We start from the raw sequence: 18,096 nt of genomic DNA on the forward strand, positions 1-18,096 counted from the left end.
GTCACCAAGGAAAACGAAGCGAGGTGAGAACCATGGATCCGCAGATGACTGACATCCAGGCCGTGAACCAGGCACTCCAGGAGCGACTGGCCTCTGGCGGCCTCATCCCCGAGCCGCGCCGCTGGCGTTCGTCGCTGGACATCATGCGCGATGTCCGCCGCCGCCGCGAGCAGACCCGAGCCGCGTGACGGGACGCGTCCGCTCCCGGGAGAGCGAGCCGTTGAGGATAATCGACGGCATGCGCGACTCCCGGGAGATGGTCGGCCGGACCCTCGAACTCGACCGCGTCGTCACCGCCCTCGGCCTGACCGAGGGCACCGGCGGCGTGGTCGTGCTGTCCGGGGACGCCGGGATCGGGAAGACCCGTCTGCTCCGCGATGTGGTGGCCCGGGCCGGTGCGGCCGGCCGGCTGGTCGCGGTCGGGCACTGTGTGGCCGAAGCCGGCGCCGACCTGCCCTACCTGCCGTTCGCCGAACTGGTCAGCACGCTGCACGCCGCAGTGCCCGAGGTGATCGACGACGTCTCGAACACCCACCCGGCGCTCGCCCATCTGCTGGCCGGCACGCCGTCCCGAGCTGAGGTGCGGGCCTCGACCGGCCCGGGCCTGCTGGCCGAGGCCGTCCACGCCGCCCTCACTCGGGTGGCCAACCTGCATGGCGTCCTGGTGGTGATCGAGGACGCCCACTGGGCTGATCATTCGTCGCGCGATCTGCTCACTCTGCTGATGACCAGGGGTTTCTCCGCACCCGTCGGCCTGGTGGTCAGCTACCGCGCCGACGACCTGCACCGCCGGCATCCGCTGCATTCGACCCTCGGCGTCTGGGCCCGGCTGCCCGAGGTGACCCGGGTGCACCTCGATCCGCTGCCCGCCACCGACATGTGGACGCTGGTCCGCTCGCTGACCGACGGCGACGACGCCGAGGTGGCCGACATCGTGCAACGCGCCGCGGGCAACGCGTTCTTCGCCGAAGAGCTGGCCGCCGGCGACAACGAACTCGGCGCCGACCTGGGACGGGTGCTGCGGGCCCGCTTCGAACAGCTCGACCCGGCGGCTCAGCGGGTCGTCCAGGCGGTCGCGGTGATGGGACGCCGGCTGCGCCACGATCTGCTGCAGGCGGTGGTGGACCTGACGCCCGACGACCTGGACGCGGCGCTGGCCGCCGCCGTCGACCACCAGACGCTGGAGCCGGTTGCCGGCGACTCCTACGGCTTCCGGCACGCCCTGGTCGGTGAGGCGATCCGCGACGACCTGCTGCCGGGGCAGCGCCGTCGCCTACATGCCGCCTTCGCCGCCGCTTTGACCGCACGCCCGGAGCTGGGCACGGCGTCCGACCTGGCCAGGCACGCCGCCGCCAGCGGCGATGCTGCCACCGCGGTGACCGCGGGGATCGCGGCCGGTGAGACGGCACTGGCCCTGGGCGGCCCGCGGGAGGCGTCCGCACTGTTCGAGCAGGCTCTGGTCTGCATGGCCGAGGACGACCCGCGTCGCGACGACGCCACCACCCAGGCGGCGCTGGCATCCGCAGCCAGCGGCGACGTCGGCCGCGGCGTCCACTTGATCTCGGACCGGCTGAACCACAGCGACGACCGGACGCCCGCCCGGGCCCGACTGCTGGCCACCTACGTCACCCTGGCCAGGGTCTACGACGAACCGCCGGACATGCTCGAGCGGGCCGAACAGGCCGTCGCGCTGACTGCCGGACTCAGTGATCGGACCAGGCTGCAGGCCTTGGTCGCCCAGGTGCAGGCGCTGGCCGATCTGGACCGCTACCGCGAAGCGCTGTCGGCCAGCGAAGCCGCGCTGGCGTTGGCCGACGAGCTGGATGCCACCGACCTGGCGACCGACCTGCGGACGATTCTGGTGGCCTGGGACTCCGAGGACGCCGACCTGCCGCAGGTGGAGGCCAGGCTGCTGGACATCGTCCGTAACCACCCGATGGACCACCCTGCGCACGTCCGCGCCTACTACCGCCTCGGACTGGTCGAGATGGAACGTGGCGATCTCGCCGCGGCCCTGGTCCACCTGGACGCCGCGACCGCCATCGCCGACCGGCTGAAGCGGCCCTGGGGCGTGTTCGAGGCGATGAGCCGGATGCACGGCGGCCGGGTCGAGTACCTGCTGGGCGACCTGGACGAGTCGCTGCGTCGGTTGACCCCGCCGGGGCCGCCCTACCCGCAGCCCGGCTACGCGATCTTCCTCGCCGAGCGACTTGCCGTGCTGACCGCTCGGGACTGGTCCGTTGATCCCGGCATCTTCGAGTCGGTGATGCCGTACTGGCCCGACGACACCTTCCTGGCGTTGCAGACCATGATCTCGCAGATCGAACTGCTCGGCCGCGAGGGCAACCTGGACGCCATCCCGCCGCTGGTCGAGCGCGTCCTCGCCCAGATGGACCGGCAGTGGAGCACCGAGGAGCAGATCCAACTGCGGATCGCCGCGGTGCTGGCCGGCGTGCTGGCTGAGACCGATCCGGCCGATCCCGACGTCCGGCGCCGGCTCTCGGCCACCCTGGAGCGGCTCACCGACCGCACCGCGTCGGTGATCGCCGCCGGCCGGCTCGGCGTCGAGAGCCAGGCCTGGACGCGACGGCTCGAAGCCGAGCTGCTGCACCTGGAATGGCTGGCCGGCAGGCTGACCGATCCCGGACGGCTGGTCGAGGCGTGGCGCGCGGCGGTCGCCGCGTTCGATGAGTGGGGCAATCCGTATCAGGCCGCCCGTTGCCGGATCCGGCTGGCCACGGTGCTGGTCGCCGCCGGCGACCCGGCGCTTGCCCGGCAGGAAGCCGATCGGGTGCGGAAGGCGTCCGCCGAACTGCCGTCAGAGCCACTGGCGCGGCTGCTGTCCGCGGCGCCCGGGATCGCTACGGCGCCGCCCGCCGCCCGCGACCTCACCGCTCGCGAGCGGGAGATCCTCGCGTTGCTCGCACTCGGCCGGAGCAACGGCCAGATCGGCCGTCAGCTGTTCATCTCGACCAAGACCGCCAGCGTGCACGTCTCGAACATCCTGGCCAAGCTCGGCGTCGGCAGCCGCGGCGAAGCCGTCGCAGTCTCCCGGGAGCGCGGCCTGCTCTGACCGTCGGCTCTCGCACGTCCGGGGACGGTTCTTTTGGTGCGAACCTCGCACGTCCGGGGACGGTTCTTCCGATGCGAAACTCGAACGAAAAGAACCGTCCCCCGACGTGCCGAACTGGAACGAAAAGAACCGTCTCCGCGTACCGGTGGGATACTCGGACGGTTATGGACACGACCCGACTGCTCCGTCCGCTCCGGGTCGACCCCGCCGACGATGCCACAGCCGACGCTCTGTACGCGTCGTTCACCGCCTACACCGAGCGGCTCGGGCTGAGCCTCTACCCGCATCAGGACGACGCGATCATCGAGCTGCTCGCCGGTGCACATGTCGTGCTGACCACGCCGACCGGATCCGGGAAGTCGCTGGTGGCGACGGCGGCCATCCACGCGGCGCTGTCGACCGACCGGGTGTCGTTCTACACCGCCCCGGTGAAGGCGCTGGTCAGCGAGAAGTTCTTCGAGTTGGTGGCGATCTTCGGGGCGGACAACGTCGGCATGCTGACCGGGGACGCCGCGGTCAACGCCGGCGCCCCGATCATCGCCTGCACCGCCGAGGTGCTGGCCAACATCGCGCTCCGCGAGGGCTCGGACGCCGACGTCGGCCTGGTCGTGATGGACGAGTTCCACTACTACGGCGAGCCGGACCGGGGCTGGGCCTGGCAGGTGCCGCTGATCGAACTGACCGGCGTCCAGTTCCTGCTGATGTCGGCGACGCTCGGCGACATGTCCGGCATCGCCGACGACCTCACCCGCCGCACCGGACGCGAGGTCGCCATCGTCGCCGAGGCGGAGCGCCCGGTGCCGCTCAGCTTCCGCTACGCACTGACGCCGCTGGAGGAAACCCTCGACGAACTCGTCGACACCCACCAGACCCCGGTCTACGTCGTCCACTTCACCCAGGCCGCCGCCGTCGAGCACGCCACCTCGCTGCTGACCGGCGGCTTCACCAAGAAGGCCGCCCGCGCCCGCCGTCCGGTCAACGACGCCGACGCCGACCTGCTGCGCGACTTCCGGTTCGCCGCCGGCTTCGGCAAGACCCTGAGCAAACTGCTGAAGGCCGGCATCGGCGTCCACCACGCGGGCATGCTGCCCAAATACCGGCGGCTGGTCGAACAGCTCGCCCAGCAGGGACGGCTCAGCGTGATCTGCGGCACCGACACCCTCGGCGTCGGCATCAACGTGCCGATCCGCACCGTGCTGTTCACCGGACTGGCGAAGTTCGACGGATCGCGACAGCGCGTGCTGCGCACCCGCGAGTTCCTGCAGATCGCCGGACGCGCCGGCCGGGCCGGGTTCGACACCTCCGGCTACGTGGTCGTCCAGGCACCCGAGCACGTCATCGCGAACGAGCGCGCCAAGGCCAAGGCGGCCGCCAAGAACGCGGCGATGAGCGAAGCCAAGCTGGCCAAACGCAAGTCCACGGCGCAACTCAAGAAGCCACCGGCCGGCACGGTGGTGTGGAGCGAGCAGACCTTCGACCGGCTGGTCGCCGGCCAGCCCGAGCGCCTGATGAGCCGGATGAAGGTCGACAACGCGATGCTGATCAACGTGCTCAGCCGCGACGAGGACGCCTTCGTGGTGCTGCGCCGGCTGCTCACCGACAACCATGAGGATCGCCGTTCCCAGCTGCGGCTGGTCCGCAGGGCGCTGCGACTGGTCCGCTCGCTAGTGCATTCCGGGGTGGTCACCCGGCTCGATCACCCGGACGCCCACGGCCGCCGCTACCTGCTCACCGTCGACCTGCCCGCCGACTTCGCGCTCAACCAGCCGCTGGCCCACTTCGCTCTGGCCGCCCTCGACCTGCTCGACCCGGAACTCGAGAGCTACCCGCTCGATGTCCTGTCGGTGGTCGAATCGGTGCTCGAGCCGCCGATGACGCTGCTGTTCGCCCAGCAGCACGCCGCCCGCGGCGACGAGATCGGACGCCTCAAAGCCGACGGCGTCGAATACGAGGAGCGGATGGCGATCGTCGAGTCGATCACCTGGCCAAAACCGCTGGCCGAACTGCTGGACGCCGCCTACGAGACCTACCGGCAGTCCCATCCCTGGCTGCGCCCGGACGCCCTGGACCCCAAGTCCGTCGTCCGCCAGATGTGGGAACAGGCGATGAGCTTCACCGACCTGGTCGGCCGCTACCAGGTCGCCCGCAGCGAAGGGGTGGTGCTGCGCTACCTCACCGACGCCTACCGCACGCTGCAGCGCACCGTCCCTGACACCCATCGCAGCCCGCAGCTGGACGACATCATCGACTGGCTGGGCGAAACCATCCGGCAGACCGACTCGTCACTGCTGGACGAGTGGACCGCCCTGACCGACCCCGAGCACGCACCGCGCGACGTCATCGACCACACCGCGCCCGCGCCGCCGCGTCCGCTGTCGAAGCAGGGCCGCAGCTTCGAGGTGCTCATCCGCAACGCGTTGTGGGCCCGGCTGTCGGCCTGTGCCCGCGACGACCTGGCAGCACTGATCCGGCTGGAAAGGGAGGCCTCCGAGCGGACCGAACCAATCCGCGAGATTGTGATGAAACGCCCGGCCTGGGACGCGGCACTCGAGGACTACTACGCCGAACACGACGACATGCTGCTCGACGGCGACGCCCGCGGCCCGTCGTATGTGGTGATTGGGGACGAGCGACGCGGCCAGCCGGTGGGCACCGACGAGGGCGCCTCGGCGCGCATCAGGGAGGTCCGGCAGATCGTCCGCGACCCCGACGACAATCGCGACTGGGTGCTGGACGCCGTGGTCGACTGCGACGCGTCCGACGAGGTGGGCGAGCTGGTGTTGGCGGCCATCGCCCTGCACCGGCTGGACGGCTGAGCCGCCGGACAATACGGTCCCGGCGAATCGGAACGACAGCCGCAAAACATAGTGTGAATCTGGGCACTGAACTCGGTGCCCGGATTCACACTGTCTTTCCGGCCGCCCAGGTCTCGACAAGCTGACCGAGCGGGCCTGGCCAGACGGAACCGCCAGCGGGTCTCGACAAGCTCGACCAACGGGTCTCGACAAGCTCGACCAACGAACATCAGCGGGCGAACTGCTCCTTCGCCAACCCGGCGGCCAGTTCCCAGACCTCGGCCGACTGGGCACCGACCAGAAAGCGTCCGGTCACCCCGGCGGCGTAGCGGCGTCCGTCGATGGTGGCGATCCGGCCGTCCATCTCTTCCACCATCAGGCCGCCCGGCAGGTGATCCCAGGGATTCATCGACCAATAGCCCACGAAGGCCTTCCGGCCCTCGATCACATCCGGGTAGTCCACCCCGCAGCAGGCCGCCAGCCGGATCAGCCGGACGTTGTCGGGCAGTTCGCCGCGCGGCCGTCCGTACCGGCCGTGCAGGGCGCCGACCATCGGCTCGGCCACCGGCCGAGGGCTCAGCAGACGGTCGTTGCAGGTCACCCCGGCGCCGAGTTCGGCGATGTACATCCGGTCGTGCATCGGCTGCCAGATCCAGCCGCGGGTGGTCACCCCACGCCGCACTTCGGCCACCATCACCGCGAAATCCGGACTGCCGTCGGCGAAGTTACGGGTGCCGTCCACCGGGTCGATAACCCAGGCCAACTCCGCTGTGGGTAGCGCTTTCAGCGGCGCCGGATCGGCATAGACAGCCTCCTCACCGACCACCAGACAGTCGGGGTCGTTGGCCTGGAAGATCGCCGTGAGCGCCCGTTCGGCCAATCGGTCGGCGACGGTGACCAGGTCCCCGGGCCGCTTCTCGATGATCTCGTCGTCGGCCAGCGCCCGGAAGCGGGGCACGATCTCAGCATCCGCGACCTCGCGGATGGCAGCGGCGACGACATCGGTCTCCATCACGGCTCCAGTCATCACGGCTCCAGGGTGTCGGCGTGGTCGGCGGTGACGAAGTCGATCAGCTTCTCGACCTCGGTCAGCAGCGCGGGGTCCAGATCGCGCCACGAGGTCACCTTCGAGCGAATGTGCCGCCACGCGTTGGCAATGTCGGCTTGGGTGCGGGCCGGCCAGCCCAGCGCCCGGCACAGCCCCTCCTTGTAGTCCTGGCCGCGCGGCACGTCCGGCCACGCCTTCAAACCGAGCACGGACGGCTTCACCGCCGTCCAGATGTCGATGAACCGGTGGCCGGTGACGAACACCCAGGGGCTGGTCACCTGCTCGACGATCCGGGATTCCTTCGAGCCCGGCACCAGATGGTCGACCAGCACGCCGAGGCGCCGTCCCTGCTGCGGCGCGAACTCATCGACGATCGCCGGCAGGTCGTCGATGCCGCCCAGGTACTCCACCACCACTCCGACGTGCCGAAGATCGTCGCCCCAGACCTTCTCGACCAGTTCGGCGTCGTGCCGGCCCTCGACGTAGATCCGGCTGGGCAGCGCCACCTTGGCCTGACCATGGGTAGCGCCCGCCCGCGAGCCGGACGCCGTGTGCGTGGGGCGTCCGTTCGGCTGCCGCTTGGGGGCAGTGATGGCGACCGGCTTACCGTCCAGCCAGAACCCAGGCCCGAGCGGAAAGCTGCGTCGCTTGCCGCGCCGGTCCTCCAGCACCAGCAGGCCGTTCTCCAGCTTGACCAGGGCGCCCACGAAGCCCGAGGTCGGATCCTCGAGCACCATGCCGATCTGGGCGGGAACCTCGGTGGTCGTCGGTTTGCCGGCCCGCTGCCAGCCGGGCGCCAGGACGTCGCGTGGATATCGACTCACGGACTCGACCCTAGCCATCCTCAGCCGCTCTCCGACGGAACCGAGTCCCAGTGAGTCCCAGTCTGCGTTGCGAGTCGTGTGACCCGCCATGCGGCGGTCGCCGATAGGCGACCGTCAGCTGATTGGGAGCTGCGACCGGGATGACGGAGTGCCGGCCGACTCTCCCCTGAGCCCTGACACAATAGTCCGATGGTTTACCAGATCTGCCCGCAGCACGCCCAGGACGAGGTTGACGGCATTTGGGTAAGCAGTGACGTGGGCACCAAGTTCACCTGCCCGCGCCCCGACCACATCGAGCAGGGTCCGTTCACCTGGTTCGGTTCACCGCCCCAGCCGCCAGGCACCGACCTCAGCGGCATCGCCGCCGATCTCGGCCTGGCGGTCGAAATCCCCGCCGTCCTCAAGCAGTTCAGCGGACAGTGGGTCGAATACGGAGTCTTCGAGCACGGCTACGCCTCTACCCACGCGAAAGAATGGGCATTCCTCATGGACCGCTATGGACACACCGCTGTCGCCGCGAAGCGTTACACCGCGTCGGCATTCCTGGCGGCGACGCTCGGCAACCTCGAGCGCAGGGGCGTCGTCACCTGCCACGCCGGCCCGGCAACCGGGCGCTGGGCCTACAACAGCACGATCTCCTACTGGGCTCTTCCTCAGGCACCTGACTGGACGAGCCGGCTCTCGTGGGCAGACAGCGGGCTCACGGTCGCCTACGTTCCCGGCCAGACCGAGGTCTGAAACCGGTCCTGGCGTCGCTCGTCGAGCGCCCGAGACGGCTTGCTTGCCAGCGCGCCGATCCGCGGTCAGCGTCTGGAATAGTGGTCTCCACCGTCGGCGGCGGCCGAGCACGTCTGCGTTCATTAGCCATCGCGGTGAGCCTGGGGAAGGAACGGAGCCGTGAACCCGCACTATCTGGTCGATCGGGGGCCCGGGTCCGGTACTCGGGCCCCTGCCCGTGCTCGGCTGCGTAGTGACGCGCCCGAGCTGTCCCTGAACGGCACCTGGCGGTTCCGGCTGTTGCCCGGTGCCCCGGGCGGCGCCCTCGATGTGCTGCCGTCCGGCGAGGGTCCGGACGACGTCTCCGCCGAGGAGTTCGACGATTCGAGCTGGGACGAACTGGCCGTCCCTTCGCACTGGGTACTGCACGGCGACGGACGCTACGGGCGTCCGATCTACACCAACGTGCAGTTCCCGTTCCCGATCGACCCTCCCCACGTCCCGGACGAGAACCCGACCGGTGACCACCGTCGACGGTTCGACCTGCCGGCGGAATTCGAGGGCGCGCGGGCGGTGCTGTTGCGCTTCGACGGCGTGGAGTCGCGCTACCGGGTGTGGCTGAACGGCGTCGAGATCGGGATCGGGTCCGGTAGCCGACTGGTGCAGGAGTTCGACGTCAGCCACGCCGTCCGGCCCGGTGAGAACCTGCTGGTGGTGCGGGTGCACCAGTGGTCGGCCGGCAGCTACCTCGAGGACCAGGACCAGTGGTGGCTGCCCGGCATCTTCCGTGATGTCACCCTGCTGGCGCGGCCGTGGGGTGGTTTGGACGACGTCTGGCTGCGCACCGGCTACGCCGACGGCATCGGTTCGCTGGTCCCCGAGATCGTGGCCGAGCCGGACGCCTACCCGGTGACACTGCGGGCGCCGGAGCTGGACGTCGAGACGATCTGGGCGTCGCCGTCCGAGGTGGTGCCGATCGAGATCGACGGCGTGCAGCCGTGGTCGGCTGAGTTGCCCCAGCTCTACGACGCAACGGTCAGCAGCGCCGGCGAAACGGTGTCGGTGCGGCTGGGCTTCCGCACCGTCGCCATCGAGGGCGACCGCTTCCTGGTGAACGGCACCCGGGTGATCTTCCGTGGCGTCAACCGGCACGAGACCCACCCCGACCGGGGCCGGGTCTTCGACGAGGCCTGGGCCCGTGAGGATCTGGCCCTGATGAAGCGGTTCAACGTGAACGCGATCCGGACCAGCCACTATCCGCCGCATCCGCGGCTGCTCGAGCTGTGCGACGAACTCGGTCTCTGGGTGATCCTGGAGTGCGATCTGGAGACTCACGGCTTCGAACCGGGCGGGTGGGTGGCCAACCCCAGCGACGATCCTGCCTGGCGTGAAGCCTTGCTGGACCGGATCGAGCGCACCGTCGAGCGGGACAAGAACCACCCCGCGATCGTGCTGTGGTCGCTGGGCAACGAGTCCGGCACGGGGGCGAACCTGGCCGCGATGGCCGCCTGGGTGCACGACCGTGACCCGGGACGTCCGGTGCATTACGAGGGCGACTACACCGGCGCCTACACCGACGTGTACTCGCGGATGTACGCCCCGGTGCCCGAAGTCCGCTCGATCGGACGCGACTCGCTCGAACCACTGCTCGGCTGCTCGGTGGCCGAGTCCGCCCGGCAGCGCGGCAAGCCGTTCCTGCTCTGCGAGTACGGCCACGCGATGGGCAACGGCCCGGGCGCCCTCGATCAGTACCAGGCGCTGGCCGATGAATACCCGCGGCTGCACGGCGGCTTCATCTGGGAGTGGCGCGACCACGGCCTGCGCACCCGGACGGCTGAGGGCGTGGAGTTCTTCGGCTACGGCGGGGACTTCGGCGAGGTTGTCCACGACGGCAACTTCGTGATGGACGGCCTGGTGTTCTCCGACGGCACCCCCTCCCCCGCGCTGCACGAGTTCAAGGAGGTGGTGGCACCCTTCCGGATCGGCTTCGGCGACCGCATCGAGATCGACAACCTGCGGCACAGCGCCGATTCGGCCGACCTTGTGTTCCGTTGGCGCGCCGAACTGGACGGCGAGCCGGTCGGTTCGGGCGAACTCGGCGTACCGGTCATCCCGGCCGGCTCGTCCGCCCAGGTGCCCATGCCTCAGCTGGACCCCGACGGCAGCGGTGAACTCTGGCTGACCGTCGAGGTGCTGCTGGCGTCCGGCTCTCCGTGGGCGCAGGCCGGGCACGTGCTGCTGACCGCCCAGCACCAACCGCTACGCGGGGGCGGTTCTCCCGGACACCGGGGACGGTTCTCCCGGACACCGGGGACGGTTCTCCCGGACACCGGGGACGGTTCCCCCGGACACCGGGGACGGTTCTCTCGGTCACCGGGGACGGTTCTCGCGGACACCGGGGACGGTTCTCCCGGTCACCAGGGACGGTTCTCCCGGTCACCATGGGCACCCCTCGACGGTCCGCTGCCCGATCGGCTGGGGCCGGCCGAGTTCCATGCCGGCGAGCTTGTCGCGCTGGCCGGCCTGGCGGCGTCCGGACCGCGGCTGGAACTGTGGCGCGGTCCGACCGACAACGATCGGCGCGCCAGTTCCGGCAGCTACGATCCCGGCCCGGCCGCGCTCACCCGCGACCCGTGGGCGCCCCCGTGGACCGGCGAGCCGGCCCCGCCGCTGGACGTGCTCTGGCGCGCCGCCGGCCTGGATCGGCTGACTGCCCGGGTGATCTCGCGTGCCGGGTCATCCTCGGCCCTGCACACGGTGACCCGTTGGGCGCCCGCCAACTCGCGGCTCAGCGTGCTCACCGACGTCCGCTGGACGTTCTCCGACGATGTCCTGGAACTCGCCGTCGATCTCCTGCCGAGCGGCGGCTGGGACCTGGTCTGGCCCCGGTTGGGCGTCCGTCTCGACCTGCCGACATCGGTGGACGAGGCGTCCTGGTTCGGCACCGGACCGCACGAGTCGTATCCGGACAGCCGCCGGGCCGCGCTGGTGGGCCGGTTCTCCGCGACGCTGAACGAGCTCACCGTGCGCTACGCGCGACCGCAGGAGGCCGGTCACCGAAGCGACCTGCGTTCCCTCACCCTTCGTAGCGGCGGCGTCGATCGGCTGACCCTCGAGACGATTCCGGACGCCGTCGGACGGCTCCCCGGGTTCACCCTCACCCCGCACACCGGTCAGGAGTTGGACGCCGCCGCGCACCCGCACGAGCTGCCCGAGCCGTCCGCGACCTATCTCTACCTGGACGCCGCCCAGCACGGTCTGGGCTCCCGGGCCTGCGGACCGGACGTCTGGCCCGAGCACGCCCTGCGACCTGCCGCGCGCAGTCTGCGATTCCAGCTCCGATGATGGGTTGGCCCGGATTGTCGAGTACGCCGCCCACTGTCCAGCGGCCAAGGCTCGACGGCACGTAAGGAGGCCGGCCGGTTCCTTCGGCTGGCATCACGCGTCTGCGGCCGCAACCGGACCGGCTGCTCACCAGATTGCGGCGAGCCATTGCCGACGATCCCGGCTGCTACGCTCCTGCCAATTCTCGGGAGGCTTTGAATGGCGTATTGCGGTCGCTGCGGGACCCAGGTGGACGGGCGATTCTGTGGCAGCTGCGGGGAGCCCGTCGCGGCGCCTCAGGCCGGTGCTGCACCGCAGGCCTGGGCTACGCACCAGTGGCCGGGTTCGTCCGGACCACACACCACCGCTGGCCCGAACGCCACCAGCTCACCGGTGTCCGCACAACCGGGCGGCGTCGATGCCGGGGTGCCTCCGGCCCAGTTCGTCACGCCGCCTCCGGCCCAGTTCGTCACGCCGCCGCCACCCCCTCCGCCGCCGCCCGCCAGCCCCCGCCGCACTGCGATCTGGGTAACGGCCGGGGTCGTGGTGATCGCCCTCGTGGCGGGCTTCTGGGTCTACCGCAGCCGGCAGGATCCCAACGTGGCAACGCCTACCGCGTCCGTTTCCGCCGTGCCCACCGACGACACGAGCAGCAGCCCGACCGATCAGAGCACTGAGTCGTCCACGCCGTCGGTGTCGCCGGAGGTCCCGACTGAGAAGCCGGCCACGACACTCGCTCGGCTGCGCGAGCAGGATCTCGCGTCCGCGGTTCTCGACGGCCGCTGGATCGCGCAACTCGCGAGCAAGTACGACGGCGTCGTCGACCGCACCCAGACCGCCGCGAGCGGCGGGCACACCTTCAGGCTGGCCGACATCGTGGCCGAGCACCAGTCGCTGCGGAACCGTTTCGAGTCCCAAGGGATCTCCGTGCTGCTCCTGCGCGCGACTGACTTCGGACGACAGCGAGGCGGGACGCGCACTATCTGGGTGACAATTGCGGACCCGGGAGCAGGTACCAAGGACGAGATGCTGCGATGGTGTACCCGAAACTTTCCGAATCGCACTAAGAAACAGGTGGAAAATGTCTGCTTCCCCCGGGAGTTCAAGGCACCCTTCTGATCATCGGATGACCCGGTAGCCCTCGATGTGCTTCTTCCAGCCCATGGACCTCTTCGGTGATGTTCGGAGCGATCTGCCAGCATTTCGGCCATGAGTGAGGCGACCCCGGTGGTGCGCTTTGTTCCGGCACCCGGTTGGCCGGAAGTCCGTCCTGGCACCCACCCACCTCAGACCTGGATTCCCAGCCACTTGTTGCCCGCGCCCCCGGCGGGCTGGCTGTTCTATCTCGACGCCTATGGCAATCCGGCCGACCCGCCCCCCGGCGCCTGGCGTCCGCCGGCGCAGTGGCCGCAATCGCAGTCCGCGATCACAGCGACGCCGCCGATGGCCGGCCAGCAGTTCGTTGCCGATCAGAACGGACGGGCCGCATCGCTTCCAGCACAGGCCCCGCCGCCGACGACACGAAGGAAGACATCAGGACCCCTCGTCGTGACCATTGTGGTCGCTCTCGCCGTGGCCGGCGGAGTGGCCTGGTGGAACCTCCTTCGTCCGGGCCCCACGATCACCGCCGACCAGGTATCCAGCCTTTTCGAGCCCGCGATCGGAGAGTACGAGGCCGACGGCCGACCGGTGGACGGCCCGACCTATGCCGCCAGCAGCAGCTGGACGGAAGGCCCCTGTGGGGACGCGGTCCGCGAGCAGTACCGGCGATCGACCGCCGCTCAGACGATCAAGGCCGACGGAGTCTCGACCACCGTCTCGGTGTGGCCGTCTCCCGATGCTGCCAGATCGGCTTTCAACGGCACCGACACGCAGGTGAAGACGGCGTGCGCAACACAGCAGGCCGACTGGGATTCGCGGACGAGCAAGATCGGCGAGGCCTCCGGACGGCTCACCTGGCACCACACCGAGTACCGCCCCGCGGGGTCGACGACGTCCTCAAGCTACATCTACTGCCAGGTGCAGTACGGCAACGTGACGGCACCCTTCGTCTACCTCAAAAGCGCCCGTCCGGACTTTTCCTCGGCCGACTGCAAACGCACCGCCGAGGAACTTCAGAAGCGAATGGACGCACTGGCGGCGGGTCGCTGAACCACGGCACCTGCCGCGACTACTGATCTTGAAAGCGAATGGAGAACGATCATGAACTGCCAGTCGTGCGGGGCGACGCTGAACGCCGGCCTAACCTTCTGCACCCATTGCGGAGCTCGAGTGACGCGCGATGCGGGCTACATCGACGCCGGCGCCGGATATCCGGCCCTGCACTCCCCCAGCCCCGCACCCGCGAACACCCAGACCGCCACGATCGCACCGATGCCGAGCGAGATCCGCACGGCTCAACTGAACGACACCCCGGTCCGCCTCGCGCATGGCGAGATGGTGAAGAAGACCTTCACCATCGGTGGCGCCGTCAAGGGACTCGGCCAGCTCCGGGGCGAACTCGTCGTGACCGATGCCCGGGTGATCTACCGGGCACACGCCAAGACCGTGTTCGGAGAGAGCCGCAACTGCCGCGAGTTGCAGATTCAGGACGTCAACGGCGTCGCACTGGTCACCCGTCGCGGCCTCACGCCGCTGAGCCTGCTGACCATTCTGGCCGGGACGGCGATCGGATTGCTGGTGATGCAATGGCTGGTCACACCCGCGCTGGAGTTTCTCTTCTACCGGATGGGGGTTTACGACCTCGACGGAATCGGAATACTGGCGAATCTGCTGGTCATTGCCATCGGCATCATCATGATCGTGGTGCGGGTACGTTCCACGGAGGTGGTTTTCGCACTGTTCGCCCGCAGCGTGGAGGCCTCACCGATCAGCCTCGCCGGCACCTCGGGCCGCCAGAACCCCGGCCTGATGGCGATCACGGTGGCCGTTGTCGGACGCCCACTGCTCGGCCTCTTGCGCTGGCTCGGCGTGATGGACGCCTCCGATGCCAGCGACGAGGCGAACCTGGCCGACACCCAGCGGATGTACGACGAGATCGGAGCGCTGATCCTCGACATCCAGAACCGCGGCGTGTTGAGCATGAGCGACTAGCCGTGTACCCGGCTCAGATCCTCGAAGGACTTCAGGCGCGGCAGCTCGATCGCTATTGGGGTCCCGAGCGGCCGCTGGCAGCGGTGCGCGGTGTGGGGACGTCGGGCCTCGGCTTCGACGACGTCACGCTGGGCAAGCACACGCTCTTCCTCGGCAGCATCGGCTCCGGAAAGACCGTGGGCATGTCCGCACTGGTCGGCTCGCTGCGCCAGGGTCTGGGGCCCGAGGACGTCCTGGTGTTCTTCGACAGCAAGGGCGACTACATCGAGCAGTTCCACCGCCCGGGCGACGTCACCTTGTCGGCCAGCCCGTCGTCCTCGTTCCCGAACGAGCGACGATGGAATTTGTTCGACGAGCTCACCGACGTGCCGCCGGAGCGACTTCCGGAGACGGTCGGCGAACTGACGGCCTCACTGGTTGCCGATCTCGAAGGCCCTCGAGCCTCGAACAACCGCATCTGGACGAATATGGCCCAGGACCTGCTGGCCGCGCTCATCATCGTGTACGTCCGCTCGGGAAACCGTTACACCAACCGCGACATCCGGGCAATGAGCGATAAACTGACGGCCGCCCAGATGCGTTCCTTCATCGAGCCGCACGTCGATCTGCGCGGCACCCTGCAATACATCGCCAAGGACGACAGCAACACCACCGTGTCGGTGATGATCTTCCTGCAGCAGGCCATTCGGCAGGTATTCTCGTCCACTTTCCGCGAGGCCGGCGATTTCTCCGTCCGCGGCTTCCTGAAGCAACGCGGCGGCCGCGCACTGTTCCTGGAGTACGACGTTTCGCTGGGAACCACCCTGGGCCCGGTTTTCCGGACCCTGATCGACATCGCCTTGAAGGAATCGCTGGGCCGGAACAGGACGCCCGGACGAGTCGTCATGGTTCTCGACGAATTCGCCCTACTGCCCCCGCTTCGGCACATGGACGCCGGACTGAACTTCGGCCGGTCGCTCGGCATGCGGTTCGTGGTGGGCACGCAGAACGTGGGGCAGATCCGGGAGACGTACGGCGAAGGACTGGCGAACAGCATTCTCGGCGGCTTCGGAACGGTGTTCGCCTTCCGGCTGTTCGATCAACTCAGTCGCGACTACATCGCGCAACGCTTCGGACGAAACCGCAAACTGGTCCGCTACGATGCGGCACTGAAAACGCGAGGGATCGGGGAACAGTTGATCGACGGGCAGGTGATCGAGGACTGGGATCTGACCGGCCTGGGCGTCGGCCAGTCGATCGTGGGGCTGCCGGTCGGCCCCCCGCTGCAGTTCACCTTCGCGGCACCGGCAGCCGGGAGCTAGCCGTGGCCCTCTACAACCTCTTCGATCTCGCCGAGCCCGCCTACCTGCTCAACGGCGTCCTGATGCCCGCGGACGGCGGACCCGCCGAGATCGCCCAGGCCGGCGGCGGGGTGGTCACCCTCCCGGCCGAGTTCCGCCATCCGCTGCGGTACTTCAGCCGGCTCAGGCTTCGTTCCGAGGCGCTCGCTTCCGGAAGCGGCAGCGGGATCGACGCCGCCGACCTCGATGCGATGACCCGCTCCGGAATCCTCTGGCAACTGGAGCCCGGCGACGCCGCCGCACTGGCCGGTCAGCTCGCCACGCTCCGACTGCACGTCCGTGCTCCGCTCGCCGCCGATCAGAACCGTCCCGGCCTGATCGTGCTCGATCTCGGTGACGGGGCCGCCTGCCTGATCAGCGAAGCCGGCCGAGTGCTGCTCGAACGCACGCCCGGACGCGAACTCGGCGCCGTCGTCGGCGACGAGATCCAGACCACCGGGGCGGCGCCGGCGGTCGTCTGGCGCCGGGTCGCCGGCGACTTGACCCGCCTGTTGCGCACCGGTGCGGCCGCGGCCACCGCAAGGGCACTCTGATGGGGTGGTTCAGCAACTTCCTGGATCTGCACCCCCGGATCAAGGGGAGCTTGGGGTTCACCTCGATCGCCGCAGGTCTGGTCGGCGAATACGTCGCCCCCGGTAGCGGCGCCTGGGTCGCCACGACCGCCCTGGGCGCGGCCTTCACTCTGCAGCAGGCCTCCGAGAGCGGCTCCGACCTGCGGCACTCCGGTGCCGAACGTGCCGAGGCGATAGACGCCAATACCCGAGCCAGGATCGACAGCGATCTGCGGCCGCTGGAGCCGGAGCAGCGCGACGCCTATGTCCAGCGACTCGGTGAGTTGGCCCGCGATCCGGAGGGAGCGTCCCTGGCCGACCCGGGCCCCGGCGGCGCTGCCGCCGAGTTGTTCGCGACCCATCAGCAGCAGGAGCAGGCCACCGAACACCGGCTTGACTACGGGCATGACTATGCCCAGCAGCTGCAGGCAGAGTCGTATGCCTCGCTCGGCCCGTCGCAGCCTCAAGCCGGACCAGCGGACGCGACCAGCGCCGCCCCGTCGACACCGGGTGTCGAGCAAGTTGGGCAACCCGAGCTGGCGGCGCCCGCGCCCGAGCCCGAAGGTGCGCCCGCGCCCGAGCCCGAAGGTGCGCCCGCGGCGCCCGCGCCGGAAGGTGCGCCCGCGGCGCCTGCGCCGGAGACGGCCGAGGCGGCGGCACCCGAGCCCGCGACGGCTACCACAGCTGCCTCCGCCAGCCCGGTACCCGAGCCTGAGACGATGTCTCACCCGACCGCCGAGGCGTCCACTCCCGAGCCAACGGCACCGGAGCCAGCGGCACCGGAGGCAGCGGCACCGGAGCCGGACGTGACCACCGGTCCAGAACCCGCGAGCCCCGGCGCGGATCCGCCCGCGGCACCGGTCCCAGCTGCCGAGCCGGCCGACGCTCGGTCACCGGCGGCAACGCCGGCGGATCGTCCACCCGCTCCTGAACCCGAGCCGGAGGCCGGCGCAGCCCAGCTGGCCACCCCGTCCGCTGCAGCACCCGCTCCTGAACTGGAGCCCAATGCGTCCCAGCCGACCACACCCCACGCAGCACCCACCCCCGAACCGGCCAGCCAACCCCAGTCCACCCCGGCTGCCACCACACCCGCTCCTGAACCCGAGCCGGAGGCCGGCGCAACCAAGCCGACCACACCCACCCCCACTGCCACCACACCCGCTCCCGAACCGGAGCCGTCGGAACCTGAATCCGGCCCAGGTGCGAAGCCCGAGGAACCGGAGGCTGGACTGTGACCGTTCGCGCTCTGGCGTACCGCCTGCGGTAAGCTGCCCCCGTGGCACGCCGACTTCTGCTTCGCCAGCCGCGCTGACTCCTCCGTCAACGCGGCG

At 69.6% G+C, this 18,096-nt stretch carries 13 protein-coding genes; 11 read left to right on the top strand and 2 right to left on the bottom strand.

Features of this window, described 5'->3' with window-relative positions; translation table 11 throughout:
- The first annotated feature begins 44 nt into the window (after window positions 1-44).
- The 3 genes from QM711_RS04855 (at window position 45) to QM711_RS04865 (ending at window position 5,889) form a co-directional block, all read left to right on the top strand.
- Window positions 45-188 carry a hypothetical protein gene (locus QM711_RS04855; protein ID WP_415096784.1) on the top strand — a complete coding sequence of 48 codons (144 nt, stop codon included), beginning with the start codon at window positions 45-47 and terminating at the stop codon, window positions 186-188.
- Between the two features lie 50 nt (window positions 189-238).
- Window positions 239-3,073: a helix-turn-helix transcriptional regulator gene (locus QM711_RS04860; protein WP_415096786.1), complete on the top strand. Its 2,835-nt coding sequence runs from the start codon at window positions 239-241 to the stop codon at window positions 3,071-3,073.
- A 164-nt stretch (window positions 3,074-3,237) separates the two neighbouring features.
- Window positions 3,238-5,889, top strand: coding sequence for a DEAD/DEAH box helicase (locus QM711_RS04865; protein ID WP_415096788.1), 2,652 nt, complete (start codon window positions 3,238-3,240; stop codon window positions 5,887-5,889).
- 208 nt (window positions 5,890-6,097) lie between these two features.
- Here the strand turns inward: QM711_RS04865 and QM711_RS04870 are convergent, their stop codons facing one another.
- Entirely contained in the window at window positions 6,098-6,895 is a 798-nt protein-coding gene (locus QM711_RS04870; protein WP_415096790.1) for an inositol monophosphatase family protein, read from the bottom strand.
- Window positions 6,895-7,740 (bottom strand): DUF3097 domain-containing protein, encoded by an 846-nt coding sequence (locus QM711_RS04875; protein WP_415096792.1) that lies wholly within the window; start codon window positions 7,738-7,740, stop codon window positions 6,895-6,897. The genes QM711_RS04870 and QM711_RS04875 overlap by 1 nt, the downstream gene beginning before the upstream one ends.
- 189 nt (window positions 7,741-7,929) lie before the next feature.
- Here QM711_RS04875 and QM711_RS04880 point away from each other — a divergent pair, with 189 nt between their 5' ends.
- From QM711_RS04880 to QM711_RS04915, 8 genes are all read left to right on the top strand, one after another.
- The gene (locus QM711_RS04880) at window positions 7,930-8,478 is read left to right on the top strand and encodes a hypothetical protein (RefSeq protein WP_415096794.1); all 549 of its coding nucleotides are present in this window, start codon (window positions 7,930-7,932) and stop codon (window positions 8,476-8,478) included.
- Between the two features lie 159 nt (window positions 8,479-8,637).
- Window positions 8,638-11,802: a glycoside hydrolase family 2 TIM barrel-domain containing protein gene (locus QM711_RS04885; RefSeq protein WP_415096796.1), complete on the top strand. Its 3,165-nt coding sequence runs from the start codon at window positions 8,638-8,640 to the stop codon at window positions 11,800-11,802.
- 372 nt (window positions 11,803-12,174) lie between these two features.
- Window positions 12,175-12,900, top strand: coding sequence for a hypothetical protein (locus QM711_RS04890; protein ID WP_415096798.1), 726 nt, complete (start codon window positions 12,175-12,177; stop codon window positions 12,898-12,900).
- Between the two features lie 90 nt (window positions 12,901-12,990).
- Window positions 12,991-13,932 carry a hypothetical protein gene (locus QM711_RS04895; RefSeq protein WP_415096800.1) on the top strand — a complete coding sequence of 314 codons (942 nt, stop codon included), beginning with the start codon at window positions 12,991-12,993 and terminating at the stop codon, window positions 13,930-13,932.
- A gap of 120 nt (window positions 13,933-14,052) precedes the next feature.
- Entirely contained in the window at window positions 14,053-14,874 is an 822-nt protein-coding gene (locus QM711_RS04900) for a hypothetical protein (RefSeq protein WP_415096802.1), read from the top strand.
- A 2-nt stretch (window positions 14,875-14,876) separates the two neighbouring features.
- The gene (locus QM711_RS04905; RefSeq protein WP_415096804.1) at window positions 14,877-16,175 is read left to right on the top strand and encodes a type IV secretory system conjugative DNA transfer family protein; all 1,299 of its coding nucleotides are present in this window, start codon (window positions 14,877-14,879) and stop codon (window positions 16,173-16,175) included.
- 2 nt (window positions 16,176-16,177) lie between these two features.
- Window positions 16,178-16,747, top strand: a complete 570-nt coding sequence (locus QM711_RS04910) for a hypothetical protein (RefSeq protein ID WP_415096806.1) — start codon at window positions 16,178-16,180, stop codon at window positions 16,745-16,747.
- Window positions 16,747-18,000 carry a hypothetical protein gene (locus QM711_RS04915; RefSeq protein WP_415096808.1) on the top strand — a complete coding sequence of 418 codons (1,254 nt, stop codon included), beginning with the start codon at window positions 16,747-16,749 and terminating at the stop codon, window positions 17,998-18,000. Before QM711_RS04910 ends, QM711_RS04915 begins: the two co-directional genes overlap by 1 nt.
- The last annotated feature ends 96 nt before the right edge of the window (window positions 18,001-18,096 follow it).

Origin of the sequence: Micropruina sp., assembly GCF_047602385.1 — a bacterium.
GTDB lineage: Bacteria > Actinomycetota > Actinomycetes > Propionibacteriales > Propionibacteriaceae > Micropruina.